The sequence below is a fragment of the Pseudoduganella rhizocola genome (assembly GCF_045984285.3).
Lineage (GTDB): Bacteria > Pseudomonadota > Gammaproteobacteria > Burkholderiales > Burkholderiaceae_D > Rugamonas.
The window spans coordinates 77,289-101,761 of sequence record NZ_JBJQIK030000010.1 but is presented as its reverse complement, the minus strand read 5'-3'; the positions used below and the strand labels follow the sequence as shown (position 1 = coordinate 101,761).

Below are 24,473 nucleotides of genomic sequence, written 5' to 3'. Positions count from 1 at the left end.
GCAATGGTTGTCCTCATCTATTGCCTGTGCGCGCTGACATCCTTTATTTGTTCATGGGCGCTGCTGCGCAGCTACTTCTCGAACCGGTCCCGCATCCTGCTGTGGACAGGGCTGTGCTTCTGCTTCATGTTTGCCAATAATGTTTTCCTGATCCTGGACCGGGTGGTGTTTCCCGATATCGACTTCATTCCGATGCGCCTGCTCACGGCACTGGTTGCGGTGGTGCTGCTGGTGTTTGGCCTGGTGTGGGAGGACGAATAATGAATGACCTGGCGGACGTGATTTCCGGCGCCATTGCCGCGCTGTCGCTGGTGGCGGCGCTGTTCTTCCTGCGCTTCTGGCGCAGCAGCCGCGATAAATTTTTCCTCTGGTTCGCCATCTCCTTCGGCATCGAAGGCCTGAACCGCATGGCCATGGCCATTACCCGCCAGGCGAACGAGGACACGCCGGTGCATTATGTGGTGCGGCTGGTGTCCTACCTGCTCATCCTCTACGCCATCGTCGAGAAGAACTACTTCCGCCGTCACTGATCCTGCACGCCGGGAATGTCGCGCGAGGGGCGGGCGAACTTGCGCCGCGGCGGCGCAAAGCAGGAACGCGGCAGTGCTTGCGGCAAGGGTCTGGTGCATGGCATCCCCTTCCTCAAAAGAAGGAGCATGCCGCCATTCCGCGCCGGACGCCCACACGCTTACAGCATGCCGAGTTCCCTCATCAGCTGCGCAGCGCGTTTCAGCCCGGCGCGGCTGGCGCCGCCGAGCGAGAGGCGCAGGTGGCGGTCATCGCGTGCAGACGTACCCACGCCGAACTGGGCGCCCGTCATCACAATCAGGCCATGCGCGGCCAGTGCGGCAGCGGCGGCCTGCGCGCTGCCGCGCAGTGCCAGCCAGCGGTGCGGCGCGTAGGAGGGCAGGACGGCATCGAAGATGCGGTTGCGCGCGGCGATTTCCCGCTGCTGCCATGCCAGGCGGCGCGCGGCCTGGCCGGAGCTGATCAGGCGCGTGGCGATTTCCACGGCAAGAGGGCTCAGGTACCAGTGCGTGGAGTGGATGCCCCGGGCGAAATGCGGCAGGTGCGCGGCGGGCACGCTCAGCATGCCGAAGCGCAGGCCCGCCGCAACGGTTTTCGACAGGGCGCTGACATGGAAGCAATGTTCCGGCGCGAAGGCGGAAATGGGCGGATCGGCCTGCGGCAGCATGGCGCCATAAACGTCTTCCTCCACCAACGCCAGCTTGCGTGCCTGCACGATCCCGGCGATCTGCTGGCGCCGCCGCAGCGACATGGTGGCGCCCGTTGGGTTCTGCAGGGCGGAGCTGATCACCAGGGTTTTGATGCCCTTGCGCGCCGCCTTAAGGATGGCCGCCGGGGTCACGCCTTCCTCGTCCATCTCCAGCGCATGCAGGCGGTAGCCCCGTTCCTGCGCCAGCGCGAGCATGCCGGGATAAGTAAAGGCCTCCACCGCGATATCACCCGTACCGCAGGCTTCCAGCGCGAGGCTGAGCGCATGCTGGCCGCCGGCGCACAGCACCAGGCGTTCCGGCGGCGTGTGCAGGCCGCAGGGCGCCAGCCATTTCACCGCCTGTTCGCGCCAGCGCTCCCAGTCGGCGGGCGCCTGGTAGCGCATCAGCTCTTCGATGCGGCCTTCCTGCTGCAGCTCGGCCAGCGTTGCCGCGACCGAGCGGTCGCGCGGGTCGCTGGCCGGCACGTTCACCGACAGGTCGATCACGCTTGCCGCACTGGCCGCGCTCCGGATGCCGAACAGGTCGGCCGCTTCCGCGCGCGCCCGTATCACGGTCCCGCGCCGCGTGTGGCCCTCGGTCAGGCCGCGCCGTTCCGCCTCGCGGTAGGCCCGGGTAACAGTGCTGAGGTTAAGGCCCAGCAGGCCGGCCAGCAGCCTTTGCGGCGGCAGGCTGTCGCCGGGCCGCAGCCGGCGCGTGCGCACGTCGATGGCAATGGCTTCGGCGATGCAACGGTAGGCCGGGCCGGTGAGGGTGCTGAGGTCGGGAATCCAGTTTGTCATGCATACAATCAGCAGTTTGATGCATGCATACTAGCATGCATGAAAACACTACCCTGGCGCACCTGGCTGCTTACGCTGGCCCAAACCCTCAATATCACCACCGCCGTTATTTCGGTCACGGTATCGGCTGTCGCGGGCAGCAGCCTTGCGCCCGATCCTGCGCTCGGCACCGTGCCTTACGGCGCCCAGTTCGCCGCCGTGCTGCTCTGTACCTATCCGGCCTCCATGCTGATGCAGAAGCTGGGACGGCAGCTCGCCTTCCTGCTGGGCGGCGTATGCCTGGTGGGCGGCGGCATGCTCGGCTACTTCGCGCTGGCACGCGGCGATTTCGCGCTGCTGGTCGCGGCGCACGCTGTGCTCGGCATGTATATCGCTTTCGCCAATTTCTACCGCTTTGCCGCGGTGGATGGGCTGGACGCGGCGCAGAAGCCGCGCGCCCTGTCCATCGTTGTGGCGGGCGGCGTGCTGGCCGCCGTTGCGGGGCCGGCGCTGGCCAGCGCGCTGCGCACGGTGCCCGGGTTCGCCGACTTTTCCCTGTGCTACCTGGCCTGCTCCGTGCTCGGTGTGTGCACCATTGCCTTGATGCTGGTTTTCGGCGAAGCGCGGCGGGCGGCGGCGCAAGCAGCGGAGGTACGGGGCAGGCGCGCCCCGCTGCACATCACGCCGGGCATCGCCACAGCCATCTTTTCCGCGGCGGGCGGCTACCTGATCATGAACCTGCTCATGGTGCAGTCTTCGCTGGTGCTGAAGGATATCTGCTCCTTCGGCGCCAGCGCCCGCGCCATCCAGGCGCATGTGCTGGCCATGTTCCTGCCGTCCTTCTTTACAGGGTCGCTGATTGCGCGCTTCGGCGTGCGGCAGGTGCTGTGCGCTGGATTCCTGCTGTTGCTGGCCGGCGCGGCCTGCGGGATGGGCGCGCTCAGTTACGGCATGGCCGTGGCGGAACTGGTGCTGGTGGGGCTGGGATGGAATTTCACCTACGTGGGCGGCGGCGCCTTGCTGACGCAGGAAGTGCAGGAGGACCAGCGCCACCGCTGGCAAGGCATCAACGAAACGCTGATTGCGGCCTGCGCCACGGCGGGCGCCTTCCTTCCGGCGCCGATGCTGGCCGCCATTGGCTGGAAAGCGAGCAACGGCGCCGTGGTGATGCTGAGCGCGGCGGGCATTGCGCTGGCGGCATGGACGCTGCGCCAGCGCACGCCGCTTACGCCGGCAAGGCGATAGGCATCATGTCGTCGTCGCGGCGGCGGGCCTTGAACAGGCCGATCAGGCCGAGGCCGACCAGCAGCATCGGCCAGACCGACAGCTCCGGTACCGGCGCCAGCGCAAGCGAATAACCCGGCACATTGACGGCGCTGAAGTAGTTGCTGGCATTGACCTGAACGTTCGACAGCCAGTTGCCCACGATGACCTGGCCGTTCACCACGCCGCCGTTGCCGGTGACGGTGGCCAGCGGCGCCAGAATGCTGCCGTACACGCCCACGTTCTGCAGGTTCAGATTGGTCGCTTCATAGAAGTTGAACAGCACGTTGTACTTGTCGAAGCCGTTCAGGCCCACGCCGTTCTGGTTAAAGCCGATGGCGTCTTTGCCGCTGATATTGAAGATCAGGGTGGAGCCGGATTTCAGGCTGTTCAGGTTGAAGTAGTTCACGCTCGACAGCGCGCTGCCCGTGATGTCGAACACTTCCACCGACTTGTTGCTGCCGGTCAGCGTCATGCCGCCGTACTGCACGCTGCTGCGGCCGGTTTCCGTGGCATTGCTGAGCGCCGTGGACACCTTTTTGGCATGGTCCGCCATGGCGTTGAAGTTCGCCGGATTGACGGTGCTCGACTTCGTGTTCTTGTCCGTTCCCACCGAGACCAGCGTGGCCTTGCCGCCCACATAGTAGGAGCCGTTATTCAGCGCGGCCGACGAGTAGTTCATATTGCCGCCCACCACCAGCGAATAGGAGCCGAAGGCGTCCTTGTCCTTCTTGTTCACCGAATAGTTGCTGGCCGTGAAATTGCCTCTGACGAGCAAGGCGCCTTCCACATCCGAGCCCGAAGCGCTGAAATTACCCAGGCTGAACAGATTGGCACGGCTGATGCCCAAATCCACCACGTCGGCATGGACGGGGGCAGTGAGCAGGGCAGCGGCGAGGACAGCGGCGGTACGCATTTCAGGACTCCGGTTTTTATTGATTGAACGAATTATCTCACAAAATCACAAAATTTGATAAATTCATGAAAAATGTTGTTTTCGGTAAGGTTTGCGTCGAGCGGGTAGAATGTTGCGTAAGTTCATTAATAAGGAAGATCGATGGAAGACCTGCCGCTTTCGGTACAGCGCATTGCCGCCTTGCTCCAGGAACGGGGCCACGACCAGCCGGTGACGATGCTGCCGGACAGCGCACGCACGGCAGCGGAAGCGGCGGCCGGCCTTGGCTGCACCGTGGCCGAGATTGCGAAGTCCATCGTGTTCCGGCGCCTGGCCGACAACCGCGCCGTGGTGGTGGTAGCGAGCGGCGTGAACCGTGTGGATGAGCGCAAGGTGGCGGCCCTGCTGGGCGAGCTGGGCAAGGCCGATGCCGCTTTCGTGCGCGAGCAGACCGGCTTTGCCATCGGCGGCGTGAGCCCGGTCGGGCATGCGCAGCCGTCGCTGATGCTGATCGACGAGGACCTGATGCAGCTGCCGCAGGTTTGGGCTGCGGCAGGACACCCGCACGCCGTGTTCCGCATGACGCCGCAGCAGCTGCTGGCGATGACGGGCGCGCCGCTGGCCGACGTCGCTTTGCGCCCTGCATCCTGACCATGGCCGCTTCCCGTCCCCATATCTTCACGCTGGCCTGGCCGCTGCTGGTGGAGCTGGTGCTCACCGTGGCGGTGGGCGTGGCTGGCACTTCGCTGGCGGCGCATATGTCCGACGTGGCGGGCGCAGGCTTTGCGATCGCCATGCAGATTTCGGTCACGTTGTTCCTGCTGTTCCGCATCGTGGGCTCCGGCATCGGCGTTGTGATCACGCAGAGCCTGGGGGCAGGGCAGCGGTCCGCCGCCCGGCGCGTGGCGCTGGCCTCGCTGGGCGCCAGCAGCTGGATCGGCGCCTTTGGCGCGCTGGCCGCGCTGCTCGGCGCACGTCAGCTGCTGTCATTGCTGCAGACGCCCGCCGACGTGATGGTGCTGGCCGTGCCTTTCCTGATGGCGCTGGCGCCTTCCATCCTGTTCGACGCCTGGAACGCCTCGATGGCGGCCGTGATGCGCGCCCACCTGCGCACGCGCGATACGCTGCTGGTGCTCGTGGCCATGCACGTCAGCCACCTGGCCATGGCGCTGCCGCTGATGTTCGGTTTCGGTCCGCTGCCGGCCCTGGGCCTGCCCGGCTATGCGCTGGCGCTGACCCTGAGCCGCGCCCTCGGACTGGCGCTGCACCTGGTGCTGTGGCGCAGGCACCTGGACATCCGCGCTGCGTGGCCGGACTGGTGGCAGTTGCCGCGCCGCGAACTGGCGCAGGTGCTGCATATCGGCGTGCCGGCGGCGGCCGAGAATATCGCATGGCGCCTGTCTTTCATGGCCAGCATGGCGGTGGCCGGGCTGCTGGGCGCGCAGGCGCTGGCCACCCAGGCCTATGTGCAGCAGATCGGCAATGTGGTGGTGGTGTTCAGCCTTGCCACGGCCTTTGCGGTGGAGATCATGGTCGGCCATATGGTGGGGGCAGGAGAGCTGGGCGCGGCCCACCGCCTGGTGCGCAGCTCGCTGGCGCGCGGCCTGCTGATTTCGGGCGTGGTGTCCTCGCTGGTGGCGCTGGCGGGCAGCTACCTGCTGGCGGGCTTCACCTCGGACCCGGACATCATCGCGCATGGCGTGGTGCTGCTGTGGCTGGGCGTGCTGGTGGAGCTGGGGCGCACCTTCAACCTGGTTGTCATCAATGCGCTGCGCGCCACCGGCGACGTGCGTTTCCCGGTAATGGCGGGCGCCGCTTCGATGGCCATCGTGCTGGCGGGCGGCAGCTGGGTGCTCGGCATCTGGTGCGGGCTGGGGCTGAAAGGCCTTTACCTCGCCTACGCGGCCGATGAATGGATCCGTGGCCTCATCATGTGGCGCCGCTGGTCGGTGCAGGCCTGGGTGCCGCATGCCCGCGCCGCGCGGCGCCGGCTGCGGCCCAAAGGCATGTAAGGGGCGCCCGCTAATCCGGCGCGCGCGGCAGGATGACGGTGAAGGTGGCGCCCGTGCCCGGCCCTTCGCTGTGCGCGCTGATGCTGCCGTTATGGGCGTTCACCAGGCTGCGCGCCAACGCCAGGCCGAGTCCCAGCCCGCCCTGGGAACGGGCGATGCTCTGGTCGGCCTGCGCAAACACATCGAAGGCGCGGTCCAGGAACTGCGGGCTCATGCCGATGCCGGTATCGCGCACCTCCAGCCTCACGCTGGCCTCGTCCATCGCCAGTTCAATATCGATGCGGCCGCCGTCCGGTGTGTACTTGGCGGCGTTGTTCAGCAGGTTGGCCACCACCTGCACCAGCCGCTTTTCATCGCCGGTCACGTCGGCATGCGGGAAGGCCGGCAGCTGCAGCACGACCTGATGGCCGCGGCGGTCCATCAGCGGCCGCACCTGTTCCAGCGCCGTGCTGACGATGCCGCCCATCTCGCAGCGCTGCGTGTCCAGCCGCACCAGGCCGCGCTTCACGCGCGACACGTCGAGCAGGTCGTCGATCAGGCCCGTCATATGCCGCACCTGGCGCGTGATGACGGTGGAGGCGGTGGCCAGCTTGCCGGGATCGTTGCTGGCCAGTGACATGATCTCGGCCGCCGCGCCGATCGGCGCCAGCGGGTTGCGCAGCTCGTGGGCCAGCATGGCCAGGAATTCGTCCTTGCGCCGGTCCATCTCCTGCAGCGCGAGCTCGGACTGCTTGTGCGCCGAAATGTCGTACACGATGCCCAGCATGCGGCGGCCCACGGAATGCTCATCGCGGTACATATTGCCGTGGATGGCGATCCAGTGCACCGAGTTGTCCGGCCAGTGGATGCGGCATTCGGTGCGCCAGGTCGCCCCGGTGCGCAGCGCTTCGTCGAAACCGCTGCGCACGGCGCCGATATCGGCCGGGTGCACGTGGGCGAATACATGGTCCAGGTTCCAGTGGTCCTGCGCCGCCTCGTAGCCGAACAGGCGCGCAAGGCGGGGCGAGCTGGCCAGCCTGCGCGTGGCCGGGTCGTAGTCCCAGTCCGCAATCCGGGCGGAATCGAGCGTGAACTGCAGGCGGGCGTTGGCCATGCGTTCGGCTTCCTGCGCCTGCCGCATGTCGGTCACGTCCATGCAGCTGCCCACCCATTCGAGCGGCACGCCCTCGACCATCACGGGCGCGCCCTGCACCAGCATATAGCGGTACTGGCCGTCGCGCCGCCGCAGGCGGTAGCTGTCGCGGAAGGGCTGCAGGGTGCGCGCCGCTTCGTCCCAGTTCTGCGCGGTGGCCGCGCGGTCGTCCGGATGCAGCGCTTCCAGCCAGCCGCTGCCGCGCAATTCCTGTACGGTCTGGCCGGTGAAGGAGGCCCAGGCCGCATTGTCTTCCGTCAGGCTGCCGTGCGCGTCGGTGTGCCACAGGATGGACGATACCGTCTCCACCAGCGTGCGGTAGCGCAGTTCCCGGAAGTCCAGCGCCCGCGCGATGCGGCCGCGTTCAATCGAGTCGCGGCAGCGGTCGGCCACCGTCAGCAGCAGCGCCACTTCGTCGGCGCGCCAGCGGCGCACTTGCGCCTGGTGCACCGCCATCGCGGCCACGAAGCGGTCGTCCTTCATCAGCGGCACGCAGACCACGGAACGGATCTGGGTGGCGCGGTAGGACGCCAGCACGGCCTGGGTGCGCGGATCGCTCTCGGAATCCTCCACCACATAGGGCAGGCCCTGGCGCATCAGCGACAGGCATTCCTGGCCGAAGTCCGAAAAGCGGTAGCGGCCCACGATGCTGGCCACGCCGTCGTGGTAGTTGCCGGTCAGGTTGAAGGTGTCGCCGTCCGGCTCCACGTCGGCATAGGCGCAGCGGTTGGCATGCAGGTAGCGGCCGACCAGCTCCGCCGCCGCCAGCGTGATGGCCTCCGGGTCGCTCAGCTTGCGGAAGGCTTCGTCGATCCGGTTCAGCACGCGGTAGCGTTCATTGCGGTGGGCCCGCACGCGCGCGCCGTTCAGCACCGCGGCGAAGCGCGCGTAGAAAGCGTCGTCGGAAATGGCGGGCATCAGGATCAGGTCGTCGAATTCCACCAGCTGTTCGGCTTCCTGGGCCGCATCCTCGCTATCGAGCAGGGCCACCAGCGCGCAGTCCTGCAGCAGCGGGTCGCCGCGCAGCTGCGCCAGCGTATTGATGCCGGTGCCGGGCAGGACGGCCAGCAGCAGCTGCGGCAGGCGGCCCTCGTCGGTGGCGTGCCAGGCCTGGCCCGGCGGAACGCAGTGCAGGGCGATCTGCGGATCGCGCCGCAGCAGTGCCTCCGCACGCGCCGAGGCGCCGAGCAAGACAATGTCGGTAAGGGTTGCGGTGCGCCGGTTTGTCATGGAATGGCCAGTATGGGGACGGGCGCATCTTACCCGTCCGGCCCGGAGCGTGGCGCACTGTATTGTGTATAGGAATCAAGCGACGCCTTCTGATAGTATGGTGCTATCTGAAAGGAGCCCGATCATGTCCACCCGCCCCTTCGTCCCGCCGGAAAGATTCGATGACCCGGCCGCCGCCCTCGCGCAGGTGCAGGCGATCTACGATGGCAGCATCCGCCATCTGCGCGAAGCCCTGCAGCGCTTCGTTGACGGTGAAACTCCCGCTGAACATGTGCGCGCCTGCTATCCCTTCGTGCGCGTGCAGACCGAAACCTTCGCGCGGGCCGACACGCGCCTGTCCTACGGTTTTGTGGAAGGCCCCGGCACCTATGAGACCACGCTGACCCGGCCCGACCTGTTCGCCAACTACTACCACGAGCAGTTCCGCCAGCTGCTGAAGAACCACGGCCAGCAGCATATGCAGATCGAGGTGGGCCTGAGCGCGCAGCCGATCCCGATCCACTTCTCGTTTGCGGAGCATGACCATATCGAAGGCAGCCTGAGTGCCGAGCGCCGCCTGCTGATGCGCGATGTGTTCGACCTGCCCAACCTGGCCGCCATGGACGACGGCATCGCCAACGGCACCTTCGAGGCGCCGCCCGGCGAGGCCCAGCCGCTGTCGCTGTTCACCGGCCCGCGCGTGGACTATTCGCTGCAAAGGCTGCGCCATTACACGGGCACCTCGCCGGAACACTTCCAGAAATTCGTGCTGTTCACGAACTACCAGTTCTACATCGACGAATTCGTGAAGCTGGGCCACGAGATCATGGCGTCGCAGCCCGCATCGGGCGACGACGGCTATATCGCCTTCGTGGAGCCGGGCAATGTGGTTACGCGCCGTGCGGGCCAGCAGGTGCAGCCGGGCGATGCGCTGGGCGCCGTGCCGCCGCGCCTGCCGCAGATGCCGGGCTACCACCTGATCCGCGCCGACGGCAGCGGCATCAGTATGATCAATATCGGCGTCGGCCCGGCCAATGCAAAGACGATTACCGACCACGTGGCCGTGCTGCGCCCGCACGCATGGCTGATGCTGGGGCATTGCGCAGGCCTGCGCACCACCCAGCAGCTGGGCGACTACGTGCTGGCGCACGGCTATGTGCGGGAAGACCATGTGCTGGATGAGGACCTGCCGCTATGGGTGCCGATTCCGGCGCTGGCCGAGGTGCAGGTTGCGATCCAGGATGCGGTGCGCGAGGTCACGCAGCTGGAAGGCCATGAGCTGAAGCGCGTGATGCGCACCGGCACCGTGGCCAGTACCGACAACCGCAACTGGGAGCTGCTGCCGCAGCGCACGCCGGAGCGGCGTTTCAGCCAGAGCCGCGCGGTGGCGCTGGACATGGAGAGCGCGACGATTGCAGCCAACGGCTTCCGTTTCCGCGTGCCATATGGGACTTTGCTGTGCGTGAGCGACAAGCCGCTGCATGGCGAGATCAAGCTGCCCGGCATGGCGAACCAGTTCTACCGCGACCGCGTGGACCAGCACCTGCGCATCGGCATCCGCGCGCTGGAGCTGCTGCGCGCGCTGGGCGTGGACAGGTTGCACAGCCGCAAGCTGCGCAGCTTCAGCGAGGTGGCATTCCAGTAACGTCAGTAAATGGGGACAGGCCCTAAGGCTGTCCCCGATTTACGCGCTGTCAGATCAGGCTTTCGTTGACGATCTTCCAGTTCGCGCCTTCGCGCGCCCAGTACTGGCGCTTGCGGGTGGAAGTCTTCGTCTTGCCGATCATGGTTTCGAGCGTGAAGGAGCTGACGATCATGTCGTCGCGGCCGGGATAGCGGAACAGGGTCACGTCGCTCAGTTTTGCGGACATGCCGGCGGTGCCGAGCAGCGGCTGCATATCCTTCGCATACCAGGTTCTGAGGTCTTCGCCCTGGCCGGACTTGAATTTCGCGGAGTAGTGCTTCAGCACGCGCGCCTGGTTCGTGCTCTCGACATCGGCACGCCAGGCGTCCATCAGCCGGGCCGCCGTCGTGCGTTCGCTGTCCCACTGGCTGCGGCTGATGAATTCCACCTTCTCGGCAATCACCACCGGCGTCTTGCCGATGTCCACATTCGCTTCCAGCTTCTTCAGGTCCGCATTAGTCAGCACCACGCAGCCGTCGGAGGCCAGCGGCGGACGGCTGTAGGTGTCGGACGGGGTGCCATGCAGGAAGATGCCGGAGCCGCCGCGGTCATTGGCGCGGTCCCATTCGTTCGGATAGTTGATGCGCAGCGCCGAGGCGCCGTAGAAGTCCGGGAGACGGGCGCCGGACACGCGGCCCGTAATGTAATACACGCCGACCGGTGTTTTCTGGTCGCCCTCACGCAGCTTGTGGATGCCCAGCTTGCCCTGCGAGATGTAGTAGTCGGTGACGAATTTCAGCTGGCCGTTGTCGTTTTCGTAGACGTAGAGGCGCGACTGCTTCGCATCCACCACCAGCACATTGCGCTGGTCGCTGCGCAGTTGCAGCACGGAGCGCGGCGCCAGTTCCGGATTAGGGCGGGCGGTGAGCGCCGTCAGGCGGGCGCGCGCTTCGTCGCGCAGGTCTTTCAGCTTGTCGGCGGGCGCGTTGGCGCCGGCGCCGCCGCCGAAAGCCGTCACGGGCTGGGCGTGCATCATCAGCAGGTCGCCCCGGATCAGGTGGCCCACGCGGAAGTTAGGGTAAGCCTCCACCAGCGCATCGGCCTTGGCCTGCGCCTCGTTCAGCTGGCTGGCCTGCAGGTCCTTGTAGATGCTGATCAGCAGCGTTTCAGGATCGGGCCTGGCCGGCGCAGCGGGAGAAGGGCGGATCGATTTGGCAGGCGTGAGGGGAGCCAGCAGCGAACTGGCGGCCAGCGCCATGGTGACTGCGGTTTTGATCAGCGCTGCGGTCTTGTGCTTCACGTCTTAGCTTCCCGATTGTTCCTGCTTGATGCGCCACTGGCCGTTCTTCTTTTCCATGATAAGCGTCTTGCGGCTGTTTGCCTTGAGCCGGTCGGACACATAGATCTGGCGGAACCTGACTGTTGCGGTATCGCCTTTCACGCTGACCTGCGGCGCTTCCACCGTTACCTTGATGTGTTCCTTGCCTTCGATGCGCGCGCGGCGGTCCGCTTCCCAGTTCTTGCGCGATGCGCCGCCCGGGGTCTGGAAATTGTCGGAATAGGCGTTCAGGTAGCCCTTCATGTCCTGCGAGCTCCAGGCTTTTGCCCAGTTGTTCACGGCCTTCAGGGCGGCATCGCGCTCCGCGTTGTCGTCGGCTTTCGGTAATTGTACAGGCGCCGGGGCGGCAGCCGGTGGCTGGGCCGCGACAGGCGGTTTGGCAGCCGGGGCTGCGCCCTTCGAGGTGGCGGCATTGGCCTGCTGTGCGGCGGCATTCAATTGCTTGGCGGAGGCATTGACCTGCTGCGCTGCCAGCGCCGCAGGCGGCACGGCCTTGGCCGGGGCAGGAGCCGGCGGGGCGGCGGCGATCTTTACCGGCGCCGGGGCAGGCGCAGGGGCGGCAGCCACCTTCACGGGCGCGGGAGCCTGGGCCGGGACGGCCGCAGGCTTGGCCGGCGCGGCAGCGGGCGGCGGCACGGGCGCCGCGGCAACCTTCACCGGCGCGGCAGGCGCCGGGGCGGGCGCTTTGGCCTGTGCGGCTGGAGAGGTGGCGGCAGGCGCCGCAGCCAGGCCAGCGAGAGGACTCTGGCCATCGCGCGTGTCCAGCGTGCGCACCATTGCCAGTTTCGACTTCGGCGGCGCATAGTCCTTGGAATCAAGCAGCTGCATGGCTTTGTCGTAGGCCTGGCTGGCCAGCTTGGCGTACACGTCGCCCAGGTTTTCGTGCGCGGTGGCATAGGCAGGATTGGTGCGGATGGCCCGCTCCAGCGACACGCGCGCCTTGTCGTACTGTCCGGCCGACGCGTACAGCACGGCCAGGTTGTTATACGGTTCCGGCAACTGCGGATAGTCCTCGGTCAGCTTCTGGAATACCGCAATGGCTTCGTTATTGCGGTTCTGTTCCGCGAGGATCAGGCCCTTGAGGAAGCGCAGCTGCGGGTCGCGGGGCTGGGCGGCGAGGGCCTTGTCGGTCTTCTGCAGCGCGGCAGGCAATTGCCCGGCGCGCATCAGCTTGCCGATATCGGCCACTTCATCAGCATGGGCTGGGGCACCGCACAACAGGGCCGCCAGGCCGAGCGCTACGCCGAGGCGCCGCAGCGGACGCGAAGAATGGTGCAATTCCTGCATTGACTATTTTGCCGTCTGGAAATAATTCAACATTCTATCAAAATGGGCCGCCGCAAAGGGGACAATTCCCGGCTCAGGGGTCGATAATACCCCGTTTCATTGCAATTGTGACAGCATGAGTGCGGTCACGTGCGCCCAGTTTTGCGAGAATTGTGCTCATGTGGGCCTTCACAGTCTCCTCGGAGATGCCCAGTTCATGGGCCACGCGCTTGTTGGAATTGCCCAGTGCGACCAGGCGCAGCACCTCGGTTTCGCGCGCCGACAGCGCGTCGGCATCGATATGGGCCGCCAGCTCCACCGCGATCTCGGGCGGGATATGGCGCTGGCCCGCATGCACGCGGGCGATGGTGTCCAGCAGCTCAGTGCGCAGCATGCTTTTCAGCAGGTAGCCCGAGGCGCCGGCCTTCAGGGCGCGCAGCACCTGTACATCGCCTTTATAGGTGGTGAGCACGATGATGCGGGCCTGCGGCGCGAGGGCGCGGATGGCGACGATGGCATCCAGCCCGCCCATTACCGGCATCTGCAGGTCCATCAGCGTGACGTCCGGCTGGTGCCTGACAAATTGCTCCAGTCCTTCGCGGCCGTCGCTGGCCTCGGCCACCAGCAAATATTTGTCGCTAACAGACAACACTGCAGCGATTCCTTCGCGCAGCAGGGGATGGTCATCGACCACCATGATGCGGACCGGCTGGGCCGGTGTTTCGGTTTTATTCATGCCGCCTGCTCCGTGTTGTCGTCGCCGTCCTGCCAGAAGCGCCAGCGCGGGCGCCGCGGCTGCGGCAGGTAAGCCAGCGCCGCCGGCAGGGTCAGCAGCCATTCCGTGCCTTCCCCGCCGCGCGTGCGCAGGTGCAGCCGGGCGTGTATCTTGTCGGCCCGTTCCTGCATCCCGGCCAGGCCCCAGTGCCCGCTGCGGCCGCCCGCATCCAGCACGGCGCGCTCGATGCCCATGCCGTTGTCGCGCACCTGCAGGCGGAAACAGCCGCTGTCGTAGGTGATGCTTACTTCCACGTCGCGCGCGCCCGCATGGCGCACCGCATTGACCATCGCTTCACGCGCGATGGCAAACACTTCTTCCGCCACCAGCGGATGCAGGGCTTGCGGCGTGCCTTCCACCTCCACGCGGAAGGCAGGCGAGCCGTCCGGCGCCAGGCTTTCGGCCAGGGCGCACAGGTTTTCCGCCAGCGCCGGCGCATCGCCCGCGGCCGAACGCAGGTCGCGCACCCGGTCGCGGCCTTCCACCAGCACTTCGTCGGCCCGCTGCAGCGCCGATTCCATCGCCTCCCGCGCCGGCTCCTGCGGCGGCATGCGCATGGCCACGGCCTGGAAGCACAGGATCAGGCCATGCACCGACTGCAGCAGCGTGTCGTGCAGCTCGCGCGCAATGCGTTCGCGTTCGGCCAGGCGTTCTTCCAGGCGATGGCGGATACGGCCGGCCATGCGGCGCAGGCGCAGGCGGTACAGGAGGAACAGGGCCAGCGCGGCCACGCCGGCGGCCAGCACGCGGAACCAGGTGCTCTGGGTCAGCGTAGGCGCCACGCTGAAGGCAAGTTCGGTGCCGTGTTCGTTCCACAGCCCGTCGCTATTGGCGGCAGTGAGCTGGAAGCGGTACTGGCCGGGCGGCAGGTGGTTATAGAAGGCGGTGCGGCGCACGCCGGCCGGCTGCCAGTCCTCGTCGATGCCGAGCAGGCGATAGCGGAACTGGGCGCGGTCCGGCATGGTGAGGCTGAGCGCCGTGTAATCGATGCGCAGGTTGTCGGCGCGGGCGGGCAGGGCCAGGCCGTTTTGCGGCAGCCACTTCCTGCCGTTCACTTCGAGCGACAGCACCTCGACCGGCGGCGGCAGCGGATTGCGGGCGATGCGCGCGGGGTCGATCCAGAACACGCCTTCCGTGGTGGTGAACCACAGCTTGCCGTCGCTGGCGCGGACCAGCGAAGGCACCGCCGCCATCTGGGGCGCGCCGCCGTGCAGGCCATCCTGGTGGTCGAAGCGCTCGAAGGCCACGCGGTGGGACGGATTGGCCAGCGCGCGCCGCAGTTCCGCCGCGGGTATGGCGAAAATGCCCATGCCGCTGTTCAGCCAGAGCTGGCCATTCGGCAGCAGCTGCATGCCGGTGGTGCCCACGAAATCTTCGCCGCCAGTGCCGAGGATGGGCACGATGCGGCCTGCAACCAGGCCGGCAATGCCGCCGGAACCGCCGGCCAGCACCTGCTGGCCGTTCACTACGATCTGCCGCACGGCGCCCAGCTGCAGGCCGTCCGCCGCGCCCCAGGAGCGCAGCTTGCCTTGCTCCAGCAGGGACAGGCGGTTGTTGCTATGGCCGAACCAGATGCGGCCTTCGCCGTCCGCATGCAGCGCCACCACGCCGGGCGGCTGCATGCCGAACGCCAGTGCCGGCTGCTGCCAGGCGCCGTCTGCCAGCCGCTGCAGGCCGATCTTGCGGAACGCCACCCACAGCGCGCCGCTGCGGTCCGTCGTCATCGCGTACACGGTGGCGCCATCCGCATCCGGCGGGCGCGGCACGTCCACCCGCTTGCCGTCCTCCATGCGCCACAGCTCGTGCAGGCCGGCGCCCCACAGCACGCCCGTGGGATCGCGGTAGAGGGTGGTCAGGTTGCGGTCTTCCGGCAGCGCCGGGCCGGGCGGCACGCCCACCGCTTCGGTGGCGCCGGCGGGCAGGGTGTAGCGGTCCACGTGCACCGCGCCGTTTTCGCCGGGGGCGATCGCGCGCGCTTCGCCGAGGTAGACGGGCAGTGAGGCCTGGCCCAGTTTATTGGGGCGGAAGCGGTCGATGCCGCCCGTGGTGCTGATCCACATATTGCCTTCGCGGTCCTGCAGGGTGGTGATGACCACACCGCCGCTCAGGCCCTGGCCGCGGCCGGACAATTCGGTACGCGAGCCGTCCGCCCGCATGCGGGCGATACCCTCGCGCGAAGACAGCCAGAAGCTGCCGTCGCGGGCGATCTCGCCCATGAAGCTGTTCGGGATGGCGACCGGCAGGTGGCGGATGGCCTGCTGGCCATCGGGCGGCTTCAGCATCACCACCCGCATGCGTTTCTGGTCGCCGGCCCAGACGCTGCCGTCCGGCCCCATCACGGGCTGGCCGCGTCCCAGATCGCCGGGCAGTTTCTCGAAGCGCTGAGCGCCGTGCGGCAGCTTGTAGGTGGCGTCGGTGGTCTGAACCCACAGCGTGCCGAGGCGGTCGGCCACCATGCCGGTGGTATTGCCTTTCGGCGCGGCCCAGGCATCGGACGGCGCTTCCCAGCGCTCGCCGCGCAGGCGGTACAGCCCCATGCCGGTGGCAGCCCATGCGGTGCCCGTGCCGTCCTGCAGCACATCCCATACCGTGACGGCGGGCAGGCCGTCCGCCGTGCCGTAATGGCGCACCGTGCGGCCTTTGCGCAGCAGGCTGATGCCGCCGAAGCGGTAGCCCACCCACAGGCCGTTGTCCGGCGCCGTGCGCAGGGCGGTGGCATTGATCGAGGGCAGGGGGCCATCCGGCGGCACATAGCGTTCGAAGCGCATGCCGTCGAAGCGGTACAGGCCCACCGAACTGGCCAGCCACAGCCAGCCGTCCTCGGTCTGGGCCAGGGCGATCACGAAAGGCGGCACGCCGTCGCGCGCGGTCCACGCGGTGTGGTGCATGGCGATCGGCGGCGGGGCGGCGCCATGCGCCAGCGCGGCCCATAGCAGGAGCAATGGCGCCAGCGCGCGCCGCAACAGGAAAGGCAGGAGCTGGATCACGGGGAAAGGGACAGTGCGGCGCCGTTCAAATGGCGCCATCTTACACGGGCGCGCGGCCCTGTCCAGCGTACGGCCCCGCTATTCCCCTTTAGGGGGATGCCGGACAGGCCACGTCAGGGGAGTTCGGGCCTGCCCCGATCTGGCGTGGCTGGAAAGCCTGCCGGCTTCTATGCTGGGCTGCATGGAAAACTGCTTCTCCGGCGATCACGCGCTTGCCTTTGGCGGCTACACCTTCATCCCGCAGCGCTGCGAACTGCTGGCGGAGGACGGGCGCTGCATTGCGCTGGGTTTTCGCGCCACGCTGGTGCTGCAGGCCCTGATCGCGGCGGGCGGCCGCATCCTGAGCCAGCAGGAGCTGCTGGCGCAGGTGTGGCCGGGGCAGGATATCCATGAAGGCAACCTGCGCGTGCAGATCGCCGCGCTGCGCAAGGCGCTGGCCGGGGCGCGCGACATGATCCGCACCGTGGCCGGGCGCGGCTACCTGTTTTCGGGGCGTGTGCGCATCGCGGCGCTGCCGGCCGCGCCGGCCGTGCGCTGCGGCCTGCCGCTGCCGGTGACGGCGATGATAGGGCGTGAGGAAGACGTGGCCATCGTGCTGCAGCGCCTGGCCTCCGAACGCATGCTGACGCTGGCCGGCTGCGCCGGCATCGGCAAAACCCTGCTGGCGCTGTCGGTGGCGCACCGCCTGCCGCCGCCCGATGGCGCCGAGGCACGCTGGGTGGAACTGGATGCCGCAGGCGCGGTGCAAGGGGTGGCCGGCGCCATCGCCGCCGCACTGGCGCTGCCCGGCTCCACGCCGCTGCCCGGGCTGCTGCGCCTGATCGGCGCGCGCCGGCTGCTGCTGGTGCTGGACAACTGCGAACATGTGGCCGCCGAATGCAGCCGCGTGGCGGATGCCCTGCTGCAGCACTGTCCCGGCGTCACGCTGCTTGCCACCAGCCGCCAACCCTTGCTGGCTGGCGGCGAAGCCGTCTACCGCGTGCCGCCGCTGGCCGTGCCGGGGGAGGGCGAGCGGGAGGCCGCCGTGCTGGCCGCATGCAGCGCCGTGCAGCTGTTCCTGGCGCGCGCCCGCGGCGCCGATTCCGCCTTTGCCCCGGACGCCCGCACGCTGGCCGTGATCGGCGCCATCTGCCGGCGGCTGGAAGGCATTCCGCTGGCGATCGAGCTGGCCGCGGCCCGCGTCTCCGCACTCGGCGTGGACCAGACGGCGGCGGGGCTGGGCGACATGCTGCGCCTGTTGCGCGGCGGCCGCCGCACCGCGCCCGCGCGCCAGCAGACCCTGCGCGCGGCGCTGGACTGGAGCTATGTGCTGCTGCCGGAAACGGCGCGCGCCGTCCTGTGCCGCCTGGCCGCATTGCCGGCCTGCTTCACGCTGGAAGCGGCGCAGGAAGCGCTGCGGCCCCATGGCCTGGACGCGGCGCAAGTGGCGGGCAGCCTGGCCAGCCTCGCCGCCCATTCGCTGCTGGTGCCGGAAGCGGGCCGCTACCGCATGCTCGCCACCACCCGCGCCTATGGCATGGAGCGGGCGAGGCATCTGCCGACCAGGTAGACCCTGTTAGTGACATCCCATTGATACGACGAGCCCTACCGGACTCTCATGTGGACTCGCTCAATCTCAATACCGCGGGCGTTTTAGTCGCCTCGGCAGCGTAGTTGCAATATTGCACCTTTTCGCAATATGTATAAATGCATGGTACTATCTACCTGTCGGACGGAAGAACAAGTCCGTTTTTGAAGGAGGAAACTCATGAACGCTATGGTCAAAGTTCCAAAAATCTAAAGCAGTTTTCCGTCCTCGGCGGCTAGGAATAGCCGCTGAACGGCCTCATCACTCCCCCGTTTTAGGATCTTTCGGAGCGTATTTGCTCTTCGCAAGGTCTTCACGAATCGACGCCAGGTCGTTATCCTCAATCACTTCCTCCCACTGCCACACTCCGTTGGCCAGGTCATCTTCCAGCAACTCTAACGCGCGCGCTTTATCGTTGGCGTTGCGGGTTGCCTCATATCGCTTCGCATACGCGCAGGCCAAATTGAAGCGCCTATCCGGGTATCCAAGAGGATTATGATCCACCGATACTTTGATTGCATCGATGGCCTCATCAAACGCGCCCGCCCGCATCGCGATGAGTCCGACCCCTGAGCTGATGTACGACAGAACCCGGCCGAGCTCCTCTACGTTGTCCTGAAGACCCGTCGCATCCTTGGCGCCCACACGGTGCTCGTAGAGCGCCTTCGCGCGCGCCAACGTCGCACGGCCACGCTTTAGGCTTGCTTCGGCTTTCCTGCGAATTTCGCTCTCCTCGCTTCCTCCCGGTTCCACCAATTCGGCGACGCTCATCTGAAGAAATACGACATCAATCATGATGGCTTCCATTTCACGCAACGCGCTCATGGAATCGATAAGTCCAGGCAGGACTTTGTCGGAAAATTCCTCGATTTTTTTGCGCTTCTGATTAGACACCTTCAAGGTATCAGAAAGGTCTTTTTGGACTTGTTGAATCGCCTTAAATTCCTTGAGTCCGAAGAAGGTCAACACTGCCAGTATCGCCCCGAGAACCCATCCGCAGACCTTCATAATCCCAATCAGAGACTCCTCATTGGACTTAGCTGAGTCGATTGCAGCCTTCGCTGTCGCGGAGACCTGTTCCAGGTAGTTCGACTGCACCACGACAAAGCCAGCTGGAATGGCCGGCGTCGGCGCAGGCGGTGGCGCTACGGCGGGCGGGGCGGTGGGTGCCGGGGCCGGAGCCTTTGCAATACAAGGGGAGCATTGCCGGCCGACGTTGGTAGCCTGCACCACGGTCACGCCGGCAGGCAGCTGAGTCTGCACGACGGTAGGGGTAGCCGTTTCCTGAGCCAGACATGAGGAGGCGAGCAGCACGCCGACGTGGGTCATGAAGATGGCCGGGAATCGTCCCGCACTGCGCATCATTGGGATGAGGTACAAGGGTGGCTCCGATTTCACAGGTGATATTTCATTGTAGAAATTATATTTGAATTGACCACTTCCTTGCAGCCAATTATCGAACGAATGAAAGGGCTGTCCAGACATACTTGAAGATCCAGTAGCCCAGGCCCATCGGCGAGCCTAGGAGAGAACTACGGCCACCGAGCGGTTCATTCCTCAGAGAGGTGTCGGTCAAGCGTGTAGCGGGTTCCCGGCGCAGGCCGTATACTCGCCCGCATGGAACTGACTATTGAACAGGAACCATTCGGCCAGGCGCCGGACGGCACGCCCCTCAGCCTTTACACCCTGCGCAACCGCAGCGGCATGGTGGTGAGGATTACCAATTACGGCGGCATCGTCACCGAGCTGCATGTGCCGGACAAACACGGCAACCTGGCCGACGTGTGCTGCGGCTTCGAAAGCCCGGAGCCGTATTTCAAGGATTCGCCGTATTTCGGCGCCCTGATCGGGCGCTACGGCAACCGCATTGCGAAAGGCAGCTTCGAGCTGGACGGCAAGCGCATCCAGCTCGGCGTGAACAACGGTCCGAACCATCTGCACGGCGGCGAACAGGGCTTCCACCGCGTGGTATGGCAGGCGGTGCCGGTGGTGGGCGACCTGTCGATCGGGCTGAAGCTGAGCTACCTGAGCAAGGACGGGGAGCAGGGCTATCCGGGCAACCTGGAAGTCAGCGTGCACTATGAGCTGAACGACGCCAACGAACTGCTGGTGCGCTACCACGCCGTTACCGACCAGGCCACGCCGGTCAATCTCACCCACCACGCCTACTTCAACCTGGCGGGCCATGGCAGCGTGCTGGGCCACGAGCTGGTGATCAATGCCGACCGTTTCGTGCCCATCGATGCCGAGGCCATTCCGCTGGGCGCGCTGGCCAGCGTGGAAGATACGCCTTTCGACTTCCGCAGCCCGCATACGGTGGGCGAGCGCATCGATGACGGCCACGAACAGCTGGCCAACGGCGGCGGCTACGACCACTGCTATGTGCTCAACAAGCCGGAATCGGCGATGCTGAGCCTGGCGGCCGTGCTGCGCGAGCCGGAATCGGGCCGGGTGCTGGAACTGTATACGCAGGAACCGGGCATCCAGTTCTACAGCGGCAACTTCCTTGACGGCTCGCTGACGGGCAAGGGCTGGCAGTACGGCTACCGTGGCGCGCTGTGCCTGGAACCCCAGCATTTCCCCGACTCGCCGAACCGTCCGGACTTCCCCAACACCATCTTGCGCCCCGGCGAAACCTATGCCACGCGCAGCCTGTACCGTTTCGCGGCGCAGTCCTAAATTGGCTTGTGGCAATTGTTCGTGCATAATGTCACGTCATTTGACATCCGAACCGTACCGTCGATAAGGGCACCATGAACCGTTTGAGGACGCTGGCCGCGGCGTTAAGCCTGCTTGGCCTGCTGGGCGGCTGCGCCACCGCAGACCGTGATCGCACCGGCGAGACCGGCAGCCTGCGTTTTATCGGCGAACAGCGTATTCCCCTCAAGCAGGACGTGCGCGGCACGGTGGCCGGCGGCTTTTCCGGCATCGACTACGACGCCGCGCGCCACGAGTGGGTTGCGGTGACGGACGACCGTTCGGCCCAGGGGCCGGTGCGCTACTACACGCTGCAGCTGGGGTTTGACGACAAGCAGTTCAGCAGCCTGGCCTTCACCGGCGTCACCACGCTGCTGCAGGAAGACGGCAGCCCGTATCCGGATTCGGCCGGCGCCAGGGCGGGCAAGGGCGTGCTGCCCGATATCGAATCGCTGCGCATCGACCCGCTGGACGGCACCCTCTGGTACAGCAGCGAAGGCGAGCGCAAGCTGGGCATGGATCCCTTCGTGCGCCACGCCAGCCGGGATGGCAAGCTGATCGGCACCTTGCCGCTGCCGGCCATGTTCCACAGCGAGCCTGGCCGCGAATGGGGGCCGCGCAATAACCTGTCCCTGGAAGGATTGAGCTTCGCGCCGGACGGCCGCAGCCTGTGGCTGGCGCTGGAGTCCCCGCTGTACCAGGACGGGCCGATTCCGACGCCGAAGAACGGCGCCCTGAGCCGCATCACCCAGCTCGGCCGCGATGGCAAGATCCTCCGCCAGTTCGCCTATCCGGTGGACGCGATTCCTGCCGAACCGGGGCCGGGCAAGGCCTGCGACAACGGCATTTCCGAAATCCTTGCCGTGAACGGCGACGTGCTGCTGGTGCTGGAGCGCGCCGCAGTGCAGGGGGCGGACGGCAAATACGTCAATTACATCCGCCTCTACGAAACCGATGCGCGCGGCGCCACCGATACGGCGGCGATTCCTGCCCTGGCCGGCGCCGGCGTCGTTCCCGCCCGCAAACGCCTGGTGCTCGACTTTACGAGCCTGAAGCTGCCCATGCTGGACAACCTGGAAGGCATGAGCTGGGGCCCGCGCCTGCCCAATGGCAAGCGTTCGCTGCTGCTCATCTCCGACGACAACTTCAGCCCCACCCAGACCACCCAGCTCCTCCTCTTCGAAATTGGGGACAGACCCTGATTAAGGCTATTTCGCTGAGTGGAATAGTTAATTGCTTCTTGCGGTGATTCTCATCACCGGGCGATGAGTTCACACTGGAGGCTCTTACAACAAGGAGCCGCCATGAAGCTGTACTACCACCCGATCTCGGGCCACGCCCACCGCATCCACACCTTCCTCGGCCTGCTGGGCGTACCGTATGAGCTGGGCTATGTGGACCTCGCCAAAGCCGAGCATAAAAGCCCCGCATTCCTGGCGCTGAACCCTTTCGGGCAGATCCCCGCACTGGAAGACGAGGGCGTGGTAATCGCCGATTCCAATGCCATCCTGGTGTACCTGGCGAAACGCTACGGTCCGCAATGGCTGCCGGAAGATCCCGCAGGCGCCGCCGCGGTGCAGCGTTGGCTGTCGGTCGCCGCAGGCGAAATCGCCTACGGCCCCGCCGCAGCCCGCGTGGTGCAGCTGTTCGGGCGCAGCGACGATACAGCGCCGATGATCGCGCGCGCCCACCGTATCCTCGCCCTGATCGAAGCCCAGCTCGAAGGCCGTGAATGGATTGCCGCCGCCAGCCCCACGATCGCGGACATTGCACTTTACAGCTACATCGCCCGCGCTCCCGAAGGCAATGTGGACCTCGCGTCCTACACCAAGGTCCAGGCATGGCTGGCACGCACTGAAGCCTTGCCCGGCTTCGTGCCTTTTGTCCGCACGCCCTGCGGACTGGCAGCGTAATCATGGACGCCGCCTCCCCCTGGCACGAGGGCGAACGCCTGCTCCAGCGCAGCGTTGGCCTGGAAGAACGCATGGACGAAATCGGCCGCAAGGTGATCCGTTCCTATATGCCCGACCAGCACCGCGACTTCTTCGCACAGTTGCCGTTCGTCGTGGCCGGCGCGGTCGACCCGCAGGGCATGCCGTGGGCAACCTTGCGCGCCGGGGAGCCGGGTTTCCTGCACTCGCCCGATCCGCACTCGCTGGCCATGGAGCTGCCGCGCGTAGCGCTGGACCCGGCCGATGCCGGCATGGAGGAGGGCGATGCAATCGGCCTGCTCGGCATCGAGCTGCACACGCGGCGCCGCAACCGCCTGAATGGCACGCTGCGGCGCGGCGCCGGGGCGCGGGCGGTGCTGAAGGTGGTGGAATCGTTCGGCAACTGCCCGCAGTACATCACGCTGCGCGATACGGAGCCGGGCCCGGCCGGCACGCTGGCGGAGGTGCTGCCGCAGCTGGATGACGCCGCGCAATGGCTGATCGCGAGCGCCTCCACCTTCTTCGTGGCCACTTACTCGGACGAGGGCGAGCGACGGGTGGACGTGTCGCACCGCGGCGGCGAACCGGGCTTCGTGCAGATGGAAGATGACGGCGCGCTGGTGGTGCCGGACTACGAAGGCAACCGCTTTTTCAGCACGCTGGGCAATATCCTGCTGAACGGGAAAGCGGGGCTGGTCTTCGTCGATTTCGAAACGGGCGGCCTGCTGCAGCTGAGCGGCAGCGCGGAGCTTATCTTCGACGGCGAGCAGCGCTCCTGGCGCTTCCGCCCGCAGAAAATCGTGTGGCGGCCGGAGGCGCTGCCGGTGCGCTGGACGGCCCGTTAAGCCACGGCCGCGCGCAGGGCGGCGAATGTGTCGAGCACCACGCGGGCGCGGAAGGGCTTCAGGATGATGCGGCTCACATCGCGCTCGCGCAGGGCCGCGATCAGCGCCACATCGCAGCGCTCGGCCAGCACCGCGATGGGAATCGCCGGCGCGCTGGCGGTCTTGCCTTGCCTGACCTGGTCCAGCAGGCTGAAATCGTGGATGCCGCCGCAGTCGATGGCCAGCACCAGGCCCTGGAAACGCTGTTCCTTCAGCATCTGGCGCGCCAGTGCGGGACTGGCCGCTTCGTGGATTTCCGCCATGCCGAGCGAGCGCGCGGTCAGCGACACGGTACGGCGCAGCATATCTTCCGGCTCCATCAGCAGCATCGGGCGCGGTGGTATCGGTGGGGCCTTTGGCGTGGGCTTGTTATTCACCGGCCGCCTCCGTGCCGGTCAATTGCTGCACCACCAGCTGGCGCAGTGTGGACAGGATGGCCATGTCCGTCGCGTCGAAATCGCGCGGCTGCGTATCGATAACGCACAGCGTCCCCAGTGCATAGCCATTCGGCAGCAGCAGCGGCGCGCCGGCATAAAAACGGATACCCGGCGAACCTGTCACCAATGGATTGTCGGCAAAGCGCGCATCCTGCAGCGCATCGGGCACCACCATGATGTCGCCGCGCATGATGGCATGGCCGCAGAAGGAGACATCGCGCGAGGTTTCGCACACGGAGCCCAGGCCTACGGCCGACTTGAACCATTGCCGTTCATGATCGAGCAGCGAGATCAGGGCGATTGGCGCATCGAATTCGCGTGACGCGAATTCCACGATGCTATCGAAGCGCTGCTCGGGCGGCGTGTCGAGAATCAGCAGGGAATAAAGCGCGGCGATGCGCTCAGCTTCATTGGGAGGCGTGGGTGCTGGAATCATGGCTTAACTCTATCATTATTTTG

21 protein-coding genes are annotated in these 24,473 nt (G+C 66.5%); 11 read left to right on the top strand and 10 right to left on the bottom strand.

Annotation, left to right across the window (positions count from 1 at the left end; translation table 11 throughout):
• Positions 1-3: 3 nt before the first annotated feature.
• Positions 4-261: a DUF5985 family protein gene (locus tag ACJRPG_RS20225; protein ID WP_408001918.1), complete on the top strand. Its 258-nt coding sequence runs from the start codon at positions 4-6 to the stop codon at positions 259-261.
• Positions 261-530, top strand: a complete 270-nt coding sequence (locus ACJRPG_RS20220) for a DUF5985 family protein (protein ID WP_408001917.1) — start codon at positions 261-263, stop codon at positions 528-530. Before ACJRPG_RS20225 ends, ACJRPG_RS20220 begins: the two co-directional genes overlap by 1 nt.
• A gap of 158 nt (positions 531-688) precedes the next feature.
• Here ACJRPG_RS20220 and ACJRPG_RS20215 read toward each other — a convergent pair whose 3' ends face one another.
• On the bottom strand, positions 689-2,017 hold the full coding sequence (locus ACJRPG_RS20215; RefSeq protein WP_408001916.1) for an aminotransferase-like domain-containing protein: 1,329 nt from the start codon (positions 2,015-2,017) through the stop codon (positions 689-691).
• A gap of 39 nt (positions 2,018-2,056) precedes the next feature.
• Between ACJRPG_RS20215 and ACJRPG_RS20210 the strand changes: the two genes are divergently transcribed.
• Positions 2,057-3,241 (top strand): MFS transporter, encoded by a 1,185-nt coding sequence (locus ACJRPG_RS20210; RefSeq protein WP_408001915.1) that lies wholly within the window; start codon positions 2,057-2,059, stop codon positions 3,239-3,241.
• On the opposite strand, the gene ACJRPG_RS20205 is transcribed toward ACJRPG_RS20210, so the two are convergent.
• Positions 3,222-4,175 (bottom strand): choice-of-anchor A family protein, encoded by a 954-nt coding sequence (locus ACJRPG_RS20205; RefSeq protein ID WP_408001914.1) that lies wholly within the window; start codon positions 4,173-4,175, stop codon positions 3,222-3,224. The two genes, ACJRPG_RS20210 and ACJRPG_RS20205, sit on opposite strands and share 20 nt — an antisense overlap.
• Positions 4,176-4,316: 141 nt before the next feature.
• On the opposite strand from ACJRPG_RS20205, the gene ACJRPG_RS20200 reads away from it, so the two are divergent.
• On the top strand, positions 4,317-4,805 hold the full coding sequence (locus ACJRPG_RS20200) for a YbaK/EbsC family protein (protein WP_408001913.1): 489 nt from the start codon (positions 4,317-4,319) through the stop codon (positions 4,803-4,805).
• A 2-nt stretch (positions 4,806-4,807) separates the two neighbouring features.
• The gene (locus tag ACJRPG_RS20195; RefSeq protein WP_408001912.1) at positions 4,808-6,166 is read left to right on the top strand and encodes an MATE family efflux transporter; all 1,359 of its coding nucleotides are present in this window, start codon (positions 4,808-4,810) and stop codon (positions 6,164-6,166) included.
• 10 nt (positions 6,167-6,176) lie between these two features.
• Here ACJRPG_RS20195 and ACJRPG_RS20190 read toward each other — a convergent pair whose 3' ends face one another.
• Positions 6,177-8,528: a sensor histidine kinase gene (locus ACJRPG_RS20190; protein ID WP_408001911.1), complete on the bottom strand. Its 2,352-nt coding sequence runs from the start codon at positions 8,526-8,528 to the stop codon at positions 6,177-6,179.
• 124 nt (positions 8,529-8,652) lie between these two features.
• Between ACJRPG_RS20190 and ACJRPG_RS20185 the strand changes: the two genes are divergently transcribed.
• Complete coding sequence (locus ACJRPG_RS20185) at positions 8,653-10,152, top strand: AMP nucleosidase (RefSeq protein WP_408001910.1); 1,500 nt, start codon at positions 8,653-8,655, stop codon at positions 10,150-10,152.
• A gap of 49 nt (positions 10,153-10,201) precedes the next feature.
• Here the strand turns inward: ACJRPG_RS20185 and ACJRPG_RS20180 are convergent, their stop codons facing one another.
• The 4 genes from ACJRPG_RS20180 to ACJRPG_RS20165 all read right to left on the bottom strand — a co-directional run bounded on the left by ACJRPG_RS20180 (position 10,202) and on the right by ACJRPG_RS20165 (position 16,537).
• Entirely contained in the window at positions 10,202-11,431 is a 1,230-nt protein-coding gene (locus tag ACJRPG_RS20180) for a L,D-transpeptidase family protein (protein ID WP_408001909.1), read from the bottom strand.
• Positions 11,432-11,434: 3 nt separating this feature from the next.
• Positions 11,435-12,757, bottom strand: coding sequence for a nuclear transport factor 2 family protein (locus ACJRPG_RS20175; protein WP_408001908.1), 1,323 nt, complete (start codon positions 12,755-12,757; stop codon positions 11,435-11,437).
• 73 nt (positions 12,758-12,830) lie between these two features.
• A complete protein-coding gene (locus ACJRPG_RS20170; protein ID WP_408001907.1) occupies positions 12,831-13,472 on the bottom strand; it encodes a response regulator in 642 nt (213 codons plus the stop codon).
• On the bottom strand, positions 13,469-16,537 hold the full coding sequence (locus ACJRPG_RS20165) for a sensor histidine kinase (protein WP_408001906.1): 3,069 nt from the start codon (positions 16,535-16,537) through the stop codon (positions 13,469-13,471). The genes ACJRPG_RS20170 and ACJRPG_RS20165 overlap by 4 nt, the downstream gene beginning before the upstream one ends.
• A gap of 142 nt (positions 16,538-16,679) precedes the next feature.
• On the opposite strand from ACJRPG_RS20165, the gene ACJRPG_RS20160 reads away from it, so the two are divergent.
• A complete protein-coding gene (locus ACJRPG_RS20160; RefSeq protein ID WP_408001905.1) occupies positions 16,680-18,047 on the top strand; it encodes an ATP-binding protein in 1,368 nt (455 codons plus the stop codon).
• A 279-nt stretch (positions 18,048-18,326) separates the two neighbouring features.
• Here the strand turns inward: ACJRPG_RS20160 and ACJRPG_RS20155 are convergent, their stop codons facing one another.
• Positions 18,327-19,445 carry a tetratricopeptide repeat protein gene (locus tag ACJRPG_RS20155; RefSeq protein ID WP_408001904.1) on the bottom strand — a complete coding sequence of 373 codons (1,119 nt, stop codon included), beginning with the start codon at positions 19,443-19,445 and terminating at the stop codon, positions 18,327-18,329.
• Positions 19,446-19,682: 237 nt separating this feature from the next.
• On the opposite strand from ACJRPG_RS20155, the gene ACJRPG_RS20150 reads away from it, so the two are divergent.
• The 4 genes from ACJRPG_RS20150 (at position 19,683) to ACJRPG_RS20135 (ending at position 23,538) form a co-directional block, all read left to right on the top strand.
• Positions 19,683-20,744 carry an aldose epimerase family protein gene (locus tag ACJRPG_RS20150; protein ID WP_408001903.1) on the top strand — a complete coding sequence of 354 codons (1,062 nt, stop codon included), beginning with the start codon at positions 19,683-19,685 and terminating at the stop codon, positions 20,742-20,744.
• A gap of 74 nt (positions 20,745-20,818) precedes the next feature.
• Entirely contained in the window at positions 20,819-21,964 is a 1,146-nt protein-coding gene (locus ACJRPG_RS20145) for an esterase-like activity of phytase family protein (RefSeq protein WP_408001902.1), read from the top strand.
• Positions 21,965-22,066: 102 nt separating this feature from the next.
• Complete coding sequence (locus tag ACJRPG_RS20140; protein WP_408001901.1) at positions 22,067-22,675, top strand: glutathione S-transferase family protein; 609 nt, start codon at positions 22,067-22,069, stop codon at positions 22,673-22,675.
• A gap of 2 nt (positions 22,676-22,677) precedes the next feature.
• Entirely contained in the window at positions 22,678-23,538 is an 861-nt protein-coding gene (locus ACJRPG_RS20135) for a pyridoxamine 5'-phosphate oxidase family protein (protein ID WP_408001900.1), read from the top strand.
• Here ACJRPG_RS20135 and ACJRPG_RS20130 read toward each other — a convergent pair.
• Entirely contained in the window at positions 23,535-23,954 is a 420-nt protein-coding gene (locus ACJRPG_RS20130) for a DNA-binding transcriptional response regulator (protein ID WP_408001899.1), read from the bottom strand. The genes ACJRPG_RS20135 and ACJRPG_RS20130 overlap by 4 nt on opposite strands.
• The gene (locus tag ACJRPG_RS20125; protein WP_408001898.1) at positions 23,947-24,450 is read right to left on the bottom strand and encodes a GAF domain-containing protein; all 504 of its coding nucleotides are present in this window, start codon (positions 24,448-24,450) and stop codon (positions 23,947-23,949) included. The genes ACJRPG_RS20130 and ACJRPG_RS20125 overlap by 8 nt, the downstream gene beginning before the upstream one ends.
• Positions 24,451-24,473 lie beyond the last annotated feature (23 nt).